The sequence below is a fragment of the Methanohalobium sp. genome, assembly GCF_046546175.1.
GTDB lineage: Archaea > Halobacteriota > Methanosarcinia > Methanosarcinales > Methanosarcinaceae > Methanohalobium.
On sequence record NZ_JBKGYF010000009.1, the window covers coordinates 17,318 to 34,803 of the forward strand.

General features: G+C 38.0%; 16 protein-coding genes. 3 read left to right on the top strand and 13 right to left on the bottom strand.

Annotated features, from left to right (window positions below; all coding sequences use genetic code 11):
- Nucleotides 1-25: 25 nt before the first annotated feature.
- The 13 genes from ACLFMM_RS02005 to ACLFMM_RS02065 form a co-directional block, all read right to left on the bottom strand.
- On the bottom strand, nucleotides 26-631 hold the full coding sequence (locus ACLFMM_RS02005; RefSeq protein ID WP_410807042.1) for a hypothetical protein: 606 nt from the start codon (nucleotides 629-631) through the stop codon (nucleotides 26-28).
- Between the two features lie 16 nt (nucleotides 632-647).
- The gene (locus ACLFMM_RS02010; protein ID WP_410807043.1) at nucleotides 648-1,271 is read right to left on the bottom strand and encodes a hypothetical protein; all 624 of its coding nucleotides are present in this window, start codon (nucleotides 1,269-1,271) and stop codon (nucleotides 648-650) included.
- A 125-nt stretch (nucleotides 1,272-1,396) separates the two neighbouring features.
- Nucleotides 1,397-1,648, bottom strand: a complete 252-nt coding sequence (locus ACLFMM_RS02015) for a hypothetical protein (protein ID WP_410807044.1) — start codon at nucleotides 1,646-1,648, stop codon at nucleotides 1,397-1,399.
- Nucleotides 1,649-1,908: 260 nt separating this feature from the next.
- A complete protein-coding gene (locus ACLFMM_RS02020; RefSeq protein ID WP_410807045.1) occupies nucleotides 1,909-2,538 on the bottom strand; it encodes a chemotaxis protein CheC in 630 nt (209 codons plus the stop codon).
- Between the two features lie 57 nt (nucleotides 2,539-2,595).
- A complete protein-coding gene (locus ACLFMM_RS02025; protein WP_410807046.1) occupies nucleotides 2,596-3,417 on the bottom strand; it encodes a CheR family methyltransferase in 822 nt (273 codons plus the stop codon).
- Between the two features lie 42 nt (nucleotides 3,418-3,459).
- A complete protein-coding gene (locus ACLFMM_RS02030) occupies nucleotides 3,460-4,074 on the bottom strand; it encodes a chemotaxis protein CheC (protein WP_410807047.1) in 615 nt (204 codons plus the stop codon).
- Nucleotides 4,075-4,094: 20 nt separating this feature from the next.
- On the bottom strand, nucleotides 4,095-6,176 hold the full coding sequence (locus ACLFMM_RS02035) for a chemotaxis protein CheW (RefSeq protein WP_410807048.1): 2,082 nt from the start codon (nucleotides 6,174-6,176) through the stop codon (nucleotides 4,095-4,097).
- A 63-nt stretch (nucleotides 6,177-6,239) separates the two neighbouring features.
- Nucleotides 6,240-7,331 carry a protein-glutamate methylesterase/protein-glutamine glutaminase gene (locus tag ACLFMM_RS02040; RefSeq protein ID WP_410807049.1) on the bottom strand — a complete coding sequence of 364 codons (1,092 nt, stop codon included), beginning with the start codon at nucleotides 7,329-7,331 and terminating at the stop codon, nucleotides 6,240-6,242.
- Nucleotide 7,332: 1 nt separating this feature from the next.
- Nucleotides 7,333-7,689 carry a response regulator gene (locus tag ACLFMM_RS02045; RefSeq protein ID WP_410807050.1) on the bottom strand — a complete coding sequence of 119 codons (357 nt, stop codon included), beginning with the start codon at nucleotides 7,687-7,689 and terminating at the stop codon, nucleotides 7,333-7,335.
- A gap of 52 nt (nucleotides 7,690-7,741) precedes the next feature.
- Complete coding sequence (locus tag ACLFMM_RS02050) at nucleotides 7,742-8,248, bottom strand: chemotaxis protein CheW (protein WP_410807051.1); 507 nt, start codon at nucleotides 8,246-8,248, stop codon at nucleotides 7,742-7,744.
- 29 nt (nucleotides 8,249-8,277) lie between these two features.
- Complete coding sequence (locus tag ACLFMM_RS02055; RefSeq protein ID WP_410807052.1) at nucleotides 8,278-10,407, bottom strand: methyl-accepting chemotaxis protein; 2,130 nt, start codon at nucleotides 10,405-10,407, stop codon at nucleotides 8,278-8,280.
- Nucleotides 10,408-10,663: 256 nt separating this feature from the next.
- Nucleotides 10,664-11,788: a glutamate 5-kinase gene (gene proB, locus ACLFMM_RS02060; RefSeq protein WP_410807053.1), complete on the bottom strand. Its 1,125-nt coding sequence runs from the start codon at nucleotides 11,786-11,788 to the stop codon at nucleotides 10,664-10,666.
- Nucleotides 11,789-11,816: 28 nt separating this feature from the next.
- A complete protein-coding gene (locus ACLFMM_RS02065; RefSeq protein WP_410807054.1) occupies nucleotides 11,817-13,163 on the bottom strand; it encodes a glutamate-5-semialdehyde dehydrogenase in 1,347 nt (448 codons plus the stop codon).
- A gap of 326 nt (nucleotides 13,164-13,489) precedes the next feature.
- Between ACLFMM_RS02065 and iorA the strand changes: the two genes are divergently transcribed.
- The 3 genes from iorA to rpl3p form a co-directional block, all read left to right on the top strand.
- Nucleotides 13,490-15,307 carry an indolepyruvate ferredoxin oxidoreductase subunit alpha gene (gene iorA, locus ACLFMM_RS02070; protein WP_410807055.1) on the top strand — a complete coding sequence of 606 codons (1,818 nt, stop codon included), beginning with the start codon at nucleotides 13,490-13,492 and terminating at the stop codon, nucleotides 15,305-15,307.
- Nucleotides 15,304-15,906 (top strand): indolepyruvate oxidoreductase subunit beta, encoded by a 603-nt coding sequence (locus ACLFMM_RS02075; RefSeq protein ID WP_410807056.1) that lies wholly within the window; start codon nucleotides 15,304-15,306, stop codon nucleotides 15,904-15,906. The genes iorA and ACLFMM_RS02075 overlap by 4 nt, the downstream gene beginning before the upstream one ends.
- A 611-nt stretch (nucleotides 15,907-16,517) precedes the next feature.
- The coding region (gene rpl3p / locus ACLFMM_RS02080) for a 50S ribosomal protein L3 (RefSeq protein ID WP_410807057.1) at nucleotides 16,518-17,486 on the top strand (969 nt) is incomplete at its 3' end.

Below are 17,486 nucleotides of genomic sequence, written 5' to 3' on the forward strand. Positions count from 1 at the left end.
AAATAGTAAATATAATTTACCTCTCTTATTCATCTATGTACAGAGCATAAAGACATGCGTTTTCACGCATCTCCATAAATCCTTGGGTTTCAGAAATTCCTGCTTTTTCTAGCAGAACTTTTTTCCAAGGTTCAGGAGGAGTTACTACATTACCAGCATACGCTTTTGAAGCAATTTGGGCGTAATTTAGAGGTTTGCCATTAATCTTTATACGTTTGGCAACTTCCTGTCGGTATGTCTGGTGCATCATACATCCACTATGTGCCGCAGAAGGCTGGATTGTGTGATTATAATGGTCTTTTGCTTCATCATGTACTGAATTCATGGTACCAAGACGTTTGATATATTCGCTTATAGCTTTGGTAAATGGACATTCTCCAGTAACAAATCCGTATTTACTGATTTGTTTTATATTTTCAAATGATGAAAATACAGATTCACCAGCGACTACAGCATTTGCAAAGTCTTCCCATGTGTCGTATTCTTCTTCAGGGACAGACATTGCAAGAGATTCAGCCTGACTTACCATATAATTTGTAAATCCCTCTACTCCCTGTTTGTCAGCAATATCTTCAAAAAACAGAAATACTGAAACGTCTACAAATGGATTGGATTCTATATCTTCTGACATTAGTATCACCTTTTAGTTAATCCTCTTCATCTCCTGCACTTTTTCCTTTAACTATCAATGCAAATACACATGATGCACTGCGAAGTATACTTTTTATATGCCTTTCATCTACATTGATCCTGTCCAAGTTTTCTTTCACCATTTTCACATCTCCAAGACGACCTTTATTTGCAAGATGCAGACATTCCAGACCCTGTTTGGATACTGTGATATTATTTGCAGCAACTTCCCTGAATTTCTGATGAGTTATACAGTAATTGGAAACTGCCGAATCCCTTATACGGGAGTTATAATTTTCAGCTACATCACTATCTGAATCATGTATGGGACCTATCTTTTTGATAAATCTGGACATTGTAGGTGCTACAGGACAGGTTTTTAATGCATAAACATATCCTATAACATCTCCATCTTTATCTGTAATTGCAAGGTCTGTCAGAACATTGGCAGCTCCTTCAACTGTCAGAGATGTTCTTCCTTCTTTCATAGCAACATTGAAAGCAGGCCATCCAACATAAGCTTCTTTTCCCATCCTTTCAGCATAACTTTCACCGACACGTAACCAGTATTCTACAACACCTTCAGTCCCTGATTTGCTGACCATATCGTCAACAAGGGAATAGAGAGCTATATCCATCATTATTTTTAAATCCTCCGTAGATTATTTATTTTTCCGTTTATAAAATTCATCTTAAATTATATTAATTTGTATATGGTTCATTATCTTTTTTATTTTTTGTTATGTATTTTTTGTATTGGTGATTTTCAATCTTTGGTTTTAATCCATTTTAGTTCAGGGTTATCCGGATAAATTTCTTCAGTTGTAATGTTGTCTTCCTCAATTATGGATTCTGCCTCTTCCACAGAATTAACAATTATATCATCGACCTCTTCTGAAACAATCGAATATCTCAAACAAAGGGAACCGTCATTTGTTTTTATAAGTCGAACAACATCATCTGGATAGGTATCAACCTGTAATTCGTGTCCGAGGTGGCTTTTTGAACTCCATTTCATCAGTTCGGTTTTGTCAAAATTTTTTTGATAAAAACCGTTGTCTGGTACTTCATTTTCATCACTTGAATCCAGATAATTATCTGTTTTCCCTAAATTCTGACAGTACTATGAATCATTGTTTATAAATTTCTCCAGCTTACCCACAAACGAGTTACAATCTTCTACTCCCTTAGTATTTTTTTTATTTATGAACTTGGTCCAGATGTTTGACATCAAATCTCTACCCTGAGTGTTTTTAGTAATAAACACAGTATATCATTTCAGGTTACCATATTTTCTACAGTTTCTACCAGTTTATTCAATGATTCAGGTTCAATAAGGAAAAAAACATCTCCGTAAAGGGTGTTTAATCCGCTTTCGTGATCAACTGATTGTATCATAAACATGGTTTCTAGATTCGGCATATTTTCAATATCATGCATTATCTGTTTTGATGTGGTATTAAGGATATCTTCCATAGAACCCAAAACTGTTTGAGGTGTTGAATGCAGTCCATCAAGCTGAAGAAAATTAGATATAGCAGTCAGATATGACCCGGTTAGAATATTACTTATTTCATTCAATGCGGATTCATTCATGAGGGGGTCAGTATCATACTCTGTGTCTGAGAGCAATAGGTTTGTCAGAACCATTGCATTGCTGATTTCAAATAAATTTAGTATAACACCTTGAATATCACCTTTTATTGTATGCATTACACAGGTCATTGTTATCGAGTCCGGAAGATTTTGTATAATAGCAGACGGGTTCAGTTTTTGTATACTGGAAAGGTTCAATTGAACTTTTTTACCAGTAATCTTTGACAATGATGTAGTGGCATTTCCCATCCCTATATTTCCAATTTCCTTCATAGCATCTGTTTGAAAATCCGATAATTCATTAATATCCATGTTATCAATATCCTCTGGAAATGCTGGCAGTTATGTAATCACTCCGTATTTTTGGTATCATCTGTAGTAAATACGTTCTGTGGAATTGTATGGTTTGAACAAATACTGGGATTCACCCACGAGAGTCTCGGTTTTTCCCATTACAAAATATCCTCCCGGATTTAAGGCATTGTAGAAATCCGTGTATAATTTTTCTTGAAGCTCTTTTTCAAAATATATGGTTACATTTCTACAAAGAACCAGGTCGAAACCGCTCATTTTTGGACTGGAAATCAAATCGTGCCATTTAAAATTAGCAATTTTTTTCAGTTCTTCTGTCAGAAAATACCATCCATCTTTCTTTTCAAAATACCTGTCAATGATTTTGTTGTCTACACCTTTTAGTTCGGTTTCAGTGTATTTACCCTCATTTGCCCTTGTTATTGCCTCATTGTCTATATCGGTACCTATAATATTGATTCTATATTTTTTAAATTCATTTTTTAATAATTTATGGAGAATAATAGCTATAGAATACGCCTCTACACCTATGGAACAGCCTGCACTCCATAACCTTATGGATTTGTTGTAAGAATCTGATTTGGACCTGATTATGTCTGGTAATACTTCATTTTCTACAATCTGGAATGAATCAGGATTTCGGAAAAAATTGGTTACATTGACAGTGAGTGTATTCATGAGGTTTTTATATTCTTCAGGGTCGTTTTTTAAAACTCCTATATAATCAGAATAATTATGTGAGTTGGTAGCCCTCATCCTTACAGCTATCCTTCTTTTGAAATGGGATTCTTTATACTGGTCGCAGTGGAACCCAAGGTTTTTATTTATAAGTGATTTTAACTTAGAATATTCTCTATCATCAACTTCTGTTTTGTTCATGGCTAAATCTTCTCCTTCAGGTTTGTACCAGTAATAAAATGCTTATCCTGTCATTTTCTTCATAACAGCAGCCATTATGACATCCGAAGCTTCAGGTTCAAAAAGCATATTGAATTGCTTTCTGGAGTTTGTAGTGGGAACTGTGCATTCACCTCTGATAACAATAAAATCGTCGGCAAGATTTTTGATTTGTTCTTTCACAGATGAACCCACACCATCCATATTGACTACAATATCGGGTTTGCTGACTTCCAGGTTTGTACCCAGAAATTCATTTACCGAGTTCATATAGGTACTGCACATGCGCAGTCCCATTTCCTTTAATCTCATGGTTTCCTTGTTTGTGATTTTATTGGTTTTGCCTACTGGTTTCTTAAGTAGGAGGTCGGAAAATGAAAAAGCTGAATATTTCGGGAGCAATATCACGGTTCCACCAGTAACATCACCTGTGATTTTTAAATGAATACCAACTACACTTTTTTGACTGCCTTCTGAAGATTCTTTTACAATCTGGTCAAGGGAAATAATTTCAACAGTTGGTATATCAATTTTAACTTCACGTGATACCATTTTTGAAAGAGCTGTAGCAAGGTTTCCCATACCGATATTACCTGCTTCCTGTAGAGCGCTTTTTGTCATCTCATCAATTTCATCCATTTTTGGACCTCTTTAACGTATTAGATAAGTGTTGATATGTCCAGGATAAGTGCCACATTTCCATCGCCAAGGATAGTGGCTCCTGCAAATCCTTTTGTGTTCTTGAGCAATTTATTGTCCAATGTTTTTATCATGACTTCTTGCTGTCCTATAAGATCATCAACAATAAGTCCCACCTTCTTGCCCATCCTTTCTACAATAACTACAATAAGATCTTCCTTATCATGTTCTTGATAATTATGAGAGGTATCCAGGACATCATGCAACCGTACAATAGGAAGGACTTCTCCTCTCAACAGGACGGCTTCTTCACCTTTTATTGTCTTAATATCATTTTCCTTGATGCTGACATTTCGAACAACATTGGTAAGTGGAATCACATAGGTTTCATCTGACACTTTCACCATTATAGACTGTATAATTGCAATTGTGAGCGGAAGTTGAAGCTGTACTTTGGTACCTTCGCCTTCAACAGATTGAGTTTTGACACTGCCCCCAAGCTCTTCGATTTTAGCTTTGACAGCATCCATGCCTACACCGCGACCTGATACATCTGTGACTTTTTCTGCTCCGCTAAATCCCGGTGTAAAAATAAGGTTCATTGCCTCTTCATCGGATAATCTGTCAACTTCGGATTGGGTCATCAGTCCTTTTTTTACAGCTGTTTCTCTGAGTTTGTCGGGATTCATCCCTTTTCCGTCATCTTCGACCTCTATCAGTACACTGTTTCTCTGTCTTGATGCAGAAAGTTTGATATGTCCTGTTTCGCTCTTGCCTGCTTCTCTTCGTTTTTCAGGTTCCTCTATTCCATGGTCTACTGAATTCCTCAAAAGGTGAACAAGCGGGTCTCCGATTTCATCAAGGATTGTTCTGTCGAGTTCAATTTCTTTGCCTTCGATATTAAGGCTGATTCTCTTTCCTTCAGATTTGGAAAGGTCTCTGACCATTCGTGGAAACCTGCTGAATATATGGTCCATCGGGACCATTCTGGATTCCATTACTTCGGTTTGGATATCATTTGTAAGCCGGTCCAGGTCTGCCAGAGTTTCATCCAGATTTTTAAGATTGTAGTCAGATGTTAACTGGTTAATCCGGATCTTGTTTATTATGAGTTCTCCAACTAAATTCATAAGTTTGTCAAGTCTATTGATATCGATTCGTACACTCTGGACACTTTTTATTTCACTGGAGCGTTTGTTTGCATCATCTGAATCACTCTTTGGGTCAATCTGGGGTTGATTTTGATTGAATTGGGTTCCGGATTCTATTTCTTCTGCATTGCTGGATAATTCATCATCCTCTTCTGATTCGTTATTATCCAACTCAACCTTAGAAATAGAAACTTCTTTGACCTCTGCTATTTTTTGCACTTCATCTTTTATGGTATTCTGATTGATTTCAGTTGAAAACACAATAGTAAAATCCTTGTCAAAGTTTTCTTCATCCAAGTCTTCCATAGATGGCATTGTTTTTATGATGGACCCATGTTCTGAGATTTTTTTGAGTACAAGAGATGAACGTGCAGATTTTAGCATACATGAGTCATCAAGAGTGATATTTGCAGCTATTACAGAAGATTCGTTTTGATATGCTTCTTGTATCTGTTGTAGTTCTTCATCTGAAAAATCAATATTTAAATCAAAACTGGAATTTTTGGATTTTTCGTCTACAGTTTTGTTCTCATCTTCACTCCTGCCAGAGCATATTTCGTTATCCTGTCCGGAACCGCCGTTTTCTATAATCCTGTTAAGATTATTTTTTAATTGGGTTATATCAACATCATCTTCGACGTCGATGGTATCTACTAATGATTCAATGGTATCCAGACATTCAAAAAGTACATCTATTATTGTGTCATCCAATTTGATTTGCCTGTTGCGTATGCCGTCCATCAGGTTTTCCATTTCATGAGTAAGTTCAGCAATCGAACTGAACCCCATGGTGGATGCCATGCCCTTGAGAGTATGGGCAGAACGGAACATTATATTGATTTGCTCTAAATCATCATGATTTTGTTCCAGTTTCAATAAAGAATCGTTTAACTGTTGAATATGTTCATCAGATTCTGCCTGAAAAACCTGTTTATATTCAGACATGTCCATGGCTTATATCTCCTGTAAATTTGTAATACGTTTTTATTCTCTACATATCAAAACTCCGTTTTTTCATGCGATTGTATCCACAATTTTTTTTGCTATATCGTCTATAGGAGCCACATAATCAGCCAATTTTTTTTCTACAATTGTTTTTGGCATTCCATAGATTATACAGGATGTTTTATCTTCTGCAATACATTGAGCACCTGCGTTCCTGAGTTCGGAGACACCTTCTGAACCATCACTCCCCATACCGGTTAATATTACTGATAATACATCTGAACCATAAACAGGTTTCAAAGATCTGAGCAATACATTGACAGATGGTCTTACTCCATGTTCTCTGGGTTTCTGGTTAAGTGAAATTACCTCTTTTAATACACCCCTGATATTCTTTTTAGCAACTTCCATGTGGTAGTCTCCTGGAGCAAAATATACTGTGCCTTTTTCTATGATATCTCCTTCTTTTGCTTCCCGAACTTCAAGGCTGGATTTTGAATTCAGTCGTTTGGCAAACGATTCTGTAAATCCCGCAGGCATATGCTGAACAACCAGTACAGGAACTGGCAAATTTCCCGGCAGCTTTGGGATCAATTTTTCAAGCGCACGGGGACCACCTGTTGAAGAACCAATAGCAATAACTTTTTTTGACGCTTTCTGCTTAGGTTTTGATTTTAATTTGACTTTGAGGTTTTTTTCTTCACTTTTTTCAGTGTCAAGCGTCTTTGTAACATGTTCTTCCATAAAACCAAGATTACTCAAGTCTACCCTGGTTGCAGATTTGACCTTGTGGCGTATTTCCTCTGCCATTGAATCAATATCAAGACTGATGGACCCTGAAGGTTTCTGTATGAAATCAACAGCACCGTATTCAAACGCGGTAAGTGTTGTCTGTGCAGCTTTTTCATCAACGGCACTCAACATTACAACAGGGGTTGGGCATTCACTCATGATGTATCCAAGAGCATGTAACCCATCAAGCACCGGCATGTGGTTGTCCAGAGTGATAACATCGGGTCTCAAACTTTCAGTTTTTACTATGGCATCCTGGCCGTTTCTAGCAGTTGCTATTACTGTTATATTCGGGTCATTGTTCAAAATGTCAGAAATGACCTTACGCATGAATGCAGAATCGTCAACTACCAGCGCTCTAATTGTCATGTTATACTACTCGGTTTACAACTTCCATTACTTTGTCAGCATCAAAAGGTTTTACAATGAAGTCCTGTGCTCCGATATCTATAGCTTCTTTGACCACTGATTGCTGTCCAATCGATGAACACATAACCACTTTTGCTTCAGGGTCCATGTCCATTATTTTTTTGAGAGCTTCAGTGCCTTCCATTGTAGGCATGACAACATCCATGAATACAAGGTCGGGTTTTAAATCAGGGTATTTTTCAATTGATTCGGTACCATCTGATGCTTCAGCAATAACTTCATGACCGTTTTTAGTCAGGATATCCTTTATAACCATACGCATAAACGCAGCATCATCTACAATCATTACTTTGGCCATATTATACTCTCCTTTTTATCACAAATTATTTATTTTTTAATTGTTATGGTTTTTATGTCTGTTGAGTTTCGCTAAGTTGCGAAATCTGGTTTACCTGCTCTTCACTCAGTATTTTCTCAAGATCCAGTAAAATCAGGAGACGGTTTTCCAGTTTTCCAACACCTTTTAAATAATCGGCATTTATTTTGGATGCTATAATATCAGGGGCAGGTTCGATACTGGATTGTGGAATACTTAGTATTTCACTTACAGAATCCACTACCATTCCTACTACACTTCCTCCGACTTCAACCACGATAATCCTTGAGTGCTCGTCTGTTTCCTTGGATTCTAGACCAAGACATTTGTCCAGGCTAACAACAACTATAATCTTTCCACGTATGTTTATAACACCTTTAACAAAATGAGGAGCTTGAGGTATACGCGTGACTTCCTGCATCCGGATAATTTCCTGGACCTGCATTATGTCAACACCGAATTCTTCATCACCAAGGTGGAATGCTACCATCTGCAGGTATGTGTTTTCAGTTTCGACTTCGGTTTCCAATTCCTGAGCCATTTGATCACCTCAAAAAAGAAGGAAGGAGTTTAATTATCCTCCCTGTTTTCAGAGTTTTCTCCTGTGTCCTTTACCTTCGAGGAATCAAGCTGGAAGTAATTAACAGCCTGCTTCAAATTGTCAGCAGTTTCAGTAAGTTCCTGTGCAGCTTTGGAAAGCTCCTGCATGGATGAGGTCTGTTCCTCAACAGATGCGGATGCTTCTTCTGTACTTGATGCAGATTCCTCGGATATTGATGAAACCTCTTCCACAGAAGAAGTAACCTCTTCAATGGATGCGGACTGTTCTTGAGCAGAAGCAGCAATATCCTGTACCATCTTGGCGACGCCATTGACATTTTCCACAACTGTAGATATGGATTCCACAGTTTCATTAAGAGTTTCAGTACCAGTTTCTACTTCCTGTGTACCGTTTTGTATGGATGTGACCGCCTGACCTGTACTGTCCTGGATTTCTTGGATCAAATCTTCAATCTGCTGAGCAGAGTTGCTGGATTCTTCGGCAAGTTTTCGGACCTCATCAGCAACAACGGCAAATCCACGTCCGTGTTCTCCCGCTCTTGCGGCTTCTATGGCTGCATTTAAAGCAAGCAGATTTGTCTGGTCTGCGATGTTTGTAATCATGCTGACGATTTCACCTATCTTCTTGGATTTTTCGTCCAGGTCTTGAATAACCTGTGAAGAATCATCCATTGCGGACTGCACTTCATTCATCTTGACAGATAGGTTGTGGGATTTTTCACCAACTTCCTGGGTATTGTTGCTAACCTGGGTAACATCCTCTGAAGCCTTCTGAGCGTTGCTTGCAACATCCTGTACGCTCTGGTTCATATCGTTCATGGCACGGGATACTTCCTGTATTTTTTCGGACTGGTTCTGGGCTCCATTAGATATCTCAGTCACGGTGTCTGCAATCTGGTTGGAAGTGGATGACATCTGCTGTGATGATGCAGATAATTCCTGAGCTTTTGAAGCGGTGTTATCAGCACTTTTCTGGATATTTTCTATCAGAGAATAAAGGTTCTTTGTCATCTGGTCAAATGAATTTGCAAGTTTACCGATTTCGTCCTGTCTTTCTAAAAATTCTTTCTTCGATTTACCTGTAAGGTCCCCGTTAGCAATTCTTTCAGCTCTACGCGCTGCAAGATTTATAGGATTGGCTATAGTCCGTGTCATCATAAGATAGGCAATAACACCCAATATCGCTATAGCTGCAGTAAAGATGAATATTATTTCATTTCTCAGGGCAATAGCACTTGCCAGCATATCGTCATCAGGCGCAGAGACAACTACTGAAAAGTTGCCGGTTTCAACAGGTCTGTAAAACAGCGTTGACTGCTCGTTATTTGAGGGGTCTGTGGTTTGTATATGACCTTCCTCACCGTTTTTGATGTCCTTAGCCATCTGGTCGAACCCGTCAGCATCTATATCTTTTATATTCTCTTCACCGATCCAATCCTTGTTTTCCGGATGGGTCATGACAACTCCGTTCTGGCTGACCATAAATGCATAACCGGAATCGAAAATCTGTATATCACTTATCACACCATCAAGATATTCAAGTGATACATCCACTCCAGCAATACCGGCAAAATCATTGTTTTTCATGATAGGCGATGCAAAACTGACCATCAATTTGTTATTATATATCAGGGGTTCTGAAATGAAAACTGATTCAGTGTTTTTTGGTTCTGTGTACCAGTCGGATGAATCAATATCTTGCAGAGGTTCAACAGAAATGGAATCATCAAAACGGTTCCAGTATGGAGCAAATCGTCCGCTTTCAGTTGTGCCTTTCCCCTCAGTGTAGTTATCAGGGTTGAATGCATCTGGTTCATATGCTACGTAGGTACCAAGTATATTTGGATTATTTCCAAGTGTTTTCTCAAGTATGTGGTTTACTTCTTGTTTATTTCCTGATTCATATTCTGACTGTGTATTTGCGATTTGTTTACTAACAGTCAAGTATTCTTTCATATCGGCATTAACATCATTTGCTTGAGTTGATGCCATTTCACTAGCTTCTTGGTATGCCATATGTTCTTGCTGTGAATACACTTGTGAAACGATAAAAGCTCCTGAAGCAACTAATATCAGAATCAGTGGTATTACAATATACAGGGTTCCTTTAATTTTCAATGATTTGTCATTTATTCCCATAATACACCTCTTTTTTGAATTTGAAATTTCAAACAAACATTTTTTAAAAAAAGCAGCATCCAATGGTTTACATTGTTATGCTGCTTTTGTTTCAGTTACTATCATCATTATGATTATGTTTTTCACTCTGCAACATATAAATTATAATTAGATATATATTTTTTGATTTGGTTTTAAAAATTGGTAACGTTGCACCCAAGTCTTAATGTTGTAAAACAGAAAATATGGAAATTGATGCTGTTTATTACAGCTAATTTCAAAACAGTCCAATGTTCTCTTTTTTAATTACATGGTCATAGTTTTTGTAGCCAAGAATATCAGCAATCATGTTGGTGTGTTTGCCTTTTATCTGTTTTAATTCTTCAGATGTATAGTCAGTGATACCCTTTGCAAAAATCTCACCGTCACATTTGAGTTCCACAATATCTCCTCTGCCAAAATCACCCGTAACATCGATGACACCTGATGGTAGAAGACTCATTTTATCCTTGATGGCATCCTTTGCGCCGGAATCGATAACAATAGTTCCGGATGATTTTGCTAGGATAATCCAGCGGACCCTATTTTTGTGCACGTCCTGGTTGGCAAGAAAAAGTGTACCTACATCTTCACCATTAAATATTCTTGAAACAACGTAGTCAATGTTACTGTTTGCAATGACCATATAGCAACCTGACATACTGCAGATTTTAGCGGCTTCAATTTTGGTCCGCATACCACCCACACCTTTTAGACTGGTGGGGTTTCCTCCAAAACTTTCGATTTCAGGAGTAATTGCCTCTACGGTTTTCAGTAATTTTGCATCAGGGTTTCTTTTCGGATTTTTATCATATAACCCATCGATGTCTGAAAGCATAATCAATAAATCAGCTTCCATTTTGCTGGCGACCATGGCGGATAATTTATCATTATCACCGAAAGTTGCCTCAATTTCATGGACGGATGTGCTGTCGTTTTCATTGATAATAGGAATAACTCCATAATTCAGCAGGGAAGATATGCTGTTTCTCAGATTCAAGTATGTGAGTCGGTTTGAAAAGGATTCATATGTGATTAATATCTGGGCTACATTTAGGTTGTATTTTTGAAAAGCTTTAATCCACTCCTGCATGAGTATAATTTGCCCAACCGCAGCAGCAGCCTGACGCACAGGTATTTCTCGGGGTCTACCATCAAGTTGCAGTTGACTCACACCTATGCCGATAGACCCAGAACTAACAAGGATTACTTCCTTTCCCATATCATGTAGTTCAGAAACCTGGGAAGCAATCCTATCCATCAATACGTGGTTCAGGGTTCCATCTTCATTACTGATGGATGATGTGCCTATTTTTACTACAATTTTTTCTACATCACTGAATAGCTCTTTTCTGTTAACCAACACACTACCTCTTTTAACATCGTTCTGATTACAAAATGTCGCAGTATTTCTTGTCCAGATTCAGATGGGTGAATTTCTTTGCATCTGGACCTACATAATCACTTACCTTTTGTCCGTCACCGATTAAGATGTATTTATAAATAACAAGCCCTTCCATCCCGACAGGTCCGCGAGCATGTATTTTGTTGGTACTAATCCCTACTTCTGCACCCTTGCCGTATCTAAACCCATCAGCAAAACGTGTTGATGCATTAATCATTACACTTGAGGAATCCACTAGACTGGTGAACAGTTTTTTGTTCTTGCTGTCATCAGTTATTATTACATCGGTGTGATGGGAACCGTAATGATTGATATGGTCAATCGCACTCTCAATTGAATCAACGACTTTTATCGATAGAACAAAGTCGTTATATTCAGTTCTCCAGTCTTCTTCAGTAGCTCTGTATAATTCTTTTATAGAATCTATGTTTTCTATTATTTCATAGGAATGTTCATCACAGTAGAGTTTTACCTCTGCATTACTATACATTTTTGCCATTTCAGGTAAAAACTCATCGGCAATGTCTACATGAACAAGTAACGTTTCTATAGCATTACATACTGCTGGATACTGCACCTTTGAGTCATAACAGACATCATATGCAGTATTAAGGTCGGTTTTGGAATCGACAAAAGCATGGCAGATTCCGTCAGAATGACCAAGGACAGGTATCCTTGTGTTGTCCTGTATGAATTTTACAAATGTGTTGGAACCTCTGGGTATCAGGAGATCAATGTACTGGTCCTGTGTCAGGACATCCATGACCTCCTCTCTTGTTTCCATAAGCTGGAATGCATCTTCAGGTACTGATTCAGTATTTTTTATGGCATCGATTAAAACATCAAAAATAGCCCGGTTGGAATGGGATGCTTCGCTACCACCTTTAAATATTGTAGCATTTCCACTTTTAAGACACAACGACATTACTTGTGGAACGACATCAGGACGTGATTCAAAGATAACCCCTATAACACCTATGGGACAGCTTACCTGATAGAGCTCGAGTTCCTTATCAAGTTCAAGAGAATTTAAAGTTTCACCGACAGGGTCATTCAACTGAATGACATCTTTGATTCCTTCAATCATTCCATCGATTTTATTATCATTTATTTTTAACCTATCAACAAGAGCCTGTGATAGTTTTCCTTCGTCTTGAAATTTTTCAGCGTTTTTCAGGTCTTTGGAATTTTCCTGAAGAATGAAGCTGCGGTGGATGTCAAGCGCATCAGCCATTGATTCAAGCGCCTGGTTTTTAGTGTTTGTGTTGATACTTGCAAGTTTTATTGCTGATTTTCTGGCTGATCTTACTTTATTTTCAATTTCTGACACCATGATTGATAATCTCCTGATAAAATGTTAACCTGATATAATCGGAATATTTTTTCTATCTGTTCAAGAATATTCTTTTGTCATATACTTATCGATGTGTGGCTGTATAATGTTGTTTATCTTCATCGTTTGATTTGATAGTGTAGTTATTATAATCTACATTTTTAAATATATGTCAAATTGCTGATATCATGGATTTTCTGCTAGTATAAATATTCCATCCCAAAACCTAAATATAAAATATTGCCGATTTAGGTAGATTAAATCAGAAATCATATTATTAAAATCAATCATTACAATTATAATTTAACATCAGGAGATCAATTTACATGAACACACGTGAATATATGCTTGGTAATGTTGCAATTGCCCGGGGTATTTTAGAAGGCGGCGGACAGGTTATAACTGGATATCCTGGAACGCCTTCTTCTGAGATTGTTGATACTCTTTCTTCCATGGATAACCGAGATTTCTATGTTGAATGGTCAGTTAATGAAAAAGTGGCTATGGAAGTGGCTGCAGGTGCCTCCATGTCGGGTGTCAATTCTGCTGTAACCATGAAACATGTCGGGCTCAATGTTGCTGCAGACCCATTGATGACACTTGCCTATATGGGTGTGAAAGGTGGTATGATTATAATTGTAGCAGATGACCCGGCCTGCCATTCATCCCAGAATGAACAGGATACTAGGAGGTACTCCCAATTCTCATTGATTCCATGTCTTGAACCCTCAACTCCACAGGAAGCAAAGGATATGATACCCTATGCCTTTGATTTTTCATCCAGACATGGAATACCTGTAATTTTCAGGTCAACCACAAGGATTTCACATGGTAAATCAGATATCGAACTCGGACCGATTCTTGAAAATAAACCGGCTCCGGGTTTTGAAAAATCAGTTGAAAGATGGGTGATGATACCCAAAAATGCCCGTATACGCCATCCAAGTTTGCTGAATATCCAGGGTGATATCAAACAGGAGCTTCAGGATTCGAAATGGAATGAACTTACAATCAATAATGACTCCAATTTCGGTATTGTTGCATCTGGTATTTCATATGTATATGCCAAAGAAGCACTTGACAGATTGGGTGTTGAAGCATCCGTTTTGAAAATAAATACCTACCCAGAGCCTGATGGTTTGATTCTTGAAATACTTGAAAATGTTGATACCTTACTGGTTATAGAAGAACTGGAACCTGTTGTAGAAGAGCATGTCAGGGCACTTGCCAATGATTTTGGTGTTGATGTCAGAATACTTGGAAAAACCGGAAAAAATGGAGAATTTGTTCCCAGAGTTGGTGAACTAAATATAGATAAATGTGAAAGAGCAATCAACAGTGCACTTGGATTAACTTATAATAAGCGTCCATCCAGATTAGAAAGTGACATAAAACTTCCATCCCGGCCACCTGCAATGTGTCCCGGCTGTTCCCACAGAGCATCGTATTATGCCATGAAAAAAGCCTTTGGTTCTGATGCGATATATCCTAATGATATTGGATGTTATACCCTGGGTGTACAGGGGGGAACAGTTGATACAACACTTTGTATGGGTGCAAGTATAAGTGTTGCTTCAGGTATCTATCAGTCAGGAGAAAAAAAGCCTATATGCTGTGCAATAGGTGATTCTACATTCCTTCATACTGGTATAAATTCGCTCATGAATGCAGTTTATAATAAAGCAGATATTACTGTGACTATACTTGATAACCGTGTAACAGCCATGACAGGTCACCAACCAAATCCTGGTATGGGTAAAACTGCAACCTATGAAAATACAGTGGAGATTTCATTTGAACACCTCTGCAAGAGTCTTGGTACAGAATTTGTAGAGGTTGTTGACCCTTATGATTACAATAGGGCAGTAGAGGTTTTCAAACGAGCAAAGGAATATGGTGGAACTTCAGTTGTTATATCACAGCAACAGTGTGTTATTGATGCCAGACGTGCGGGAATTAAACGCAAACCGTACACTATAGATAAAGATAAATGTACAGGTTGCAAGCAATGTGTTTATTTCGGTTGCCCTGCAATAGAGTTTGATGCATCTCTTAAGAAAGCTAGAATAAATTCGATGTGTACAGGGTGTGGTGTATGTGCACAGCTTTGCAAATTTGATGCCATTATGGAGGTTAAAAAATGAGTAATAATAAGCTGGATCTGGTGATAGCAGGTGTAGGTGGTCAGGGTACAATACTTGCATCTGATATTATAGGTAAGTCGTCTGTCCTTGAAGGTTTACCTGTTCGTGCCGCTGAAACACATGGAATGGCACAGAGAGGAGGTTCAGTAATAAATCATGTGAGAATAGGTACAGACCTTGGCTCGATGATACCTGAGCAGGGTGCTGATGTATTGCTTGCACTTGAACCTGTAGAAGCAATGAGATATATAAATCACTTATCTGAAAACGGGGTTGTTGTACTGAATACAAAACCGATCTATCCGGTAACAGTAACATCTTCTGATGATTACCCTGATGTATCAGATATAATAGAAATTCTAAAAAAGAAATATACAGTATACCCATTGAATGCATCAGAACTTGCAGTAGAGACAGGACATCCACAATCAATGAATGTTGTGATGGTTGGTGCGGTTTCCAGTTATCTTCCAATCAGTAAAGACCGGCTGATAGAATGTATAAAGGAACTGGTACCTTCAAAAACAGTGGATATTAACCTTAAAGCATTTGAACTGGGCAGAAAAAATATATCCAGAATACTTGAAAATCAATGCTAAATTATAATGTGTACCTTAGGCCATGTAGAAAACCTGTTAAAATCGATATCAATTAAATTATATTTAGTAAATATAATCAATGTCCGAAAGCACATCTAAAAATACCATTGATTCCTGTTAACATTGGTATATCAAGGATTTCTACAGAGCCGTACCTTAATTAAAATATAAATTATTTAATTATGCGCAGGTTTTATATATCATATTATCTTTTAACAGACAACGTTAGATATTAGTATCGTCTTCCTGTGGAATAAAACATTTGCAGGAAGTGTGAAGAGATATTGTAGAAAAGTCGGATTTACATAAGGTGTTCAACAGGCCAATCATTGAAGCCTGCTTTTATGCGCAACAGCGTATAAAAGGACACATGAGTGTTCAAACCTTTTGGTGATGAACATAACTACAAGGGATAGATAAACCCCATTAGTAACGGTAGTATACGACCATAATCAGAAGTAATGTTATAAATAGAACAGATGCTGTCTGTTACTGGATGCCGTATAATATATCGGGTTTATTTCATCCTTAATTAATCGGCTTTTCTATTTGATATTGAATGATACGTGTATATCGAATATACGATTTAAAACATAATCAGAGGTAAAAAAATGCCAGATGTAGGACGACCAAATAGAGGTTCGCTCGCATACAGTCCACGTAAAAGAGCGAAGAGTCACATCCCAAAATTTAAATCATGGCCAAGCCTGGATGGTAATCCTAAATTGCAGGATTTTGCAGGCTACAAGGTAGGTATGACCCATGTAATAATGATTGATGATACAAAAAATAGTGTTACAGAGGGTGCCGAAATATCAGTACCTGCAACAGTAGTAGAAACACCTGATATAGGAGTTGCATCCATTCGTGCCTATGGAGAACTTGGATATGGTATAAAACCAACCGCAGAAGCATGGTCAACAGACCTTGATTCAGATGTTCTGCGGAGGATACAGTCACCTGAAAATCACGACACTGAGAAATCGCTGGAAAAAATCGAATCTTTGATTGATGACGGTACTGTTAAGGAATTAAGAGTGGTCACCTATACACTGCCTGCAAAGCTTACAGGGGTGCCCAAGAAGAAATCAGATATGATGGAAACCGGCATCAGTGGTGGCAGTCTTAAAGAGAAATTTGAATATGCAAAATCAATACTAGGAACAAAAGTAGGCATTTCAGATGTTTTCGGTCCCGGAGGCATTGTAGACATAGCTGCGATTACAACCGGTAAAGGTACCCAGGGGCCTGTTAAAAGATGGGGTATACAGATTGCCAAACACAAACATAAACGTGCAGGAAGTGCAAGGCAGGTAGGTACCCTTGGTCCATGGCACCCAGCACACATTAGCTGGAGAGTTCCTCAAATGGGACAGATGGGATATCATCAGCGTACTGAATATAATAAGAGAATTATCAAGATTTCAGATGACGGTTCAGAGGTAAATCCTGATGGAGGTTTCCTGAATTACGGTGTTGTAAGAGGTAATTACGTGCTCATAAAAGGTAGTGTTCCTGGACCATCAAAAAGGCTGGTAAGGTTCAGAGACCCAATGAGGTCAAAAATATCCAGTACCAAA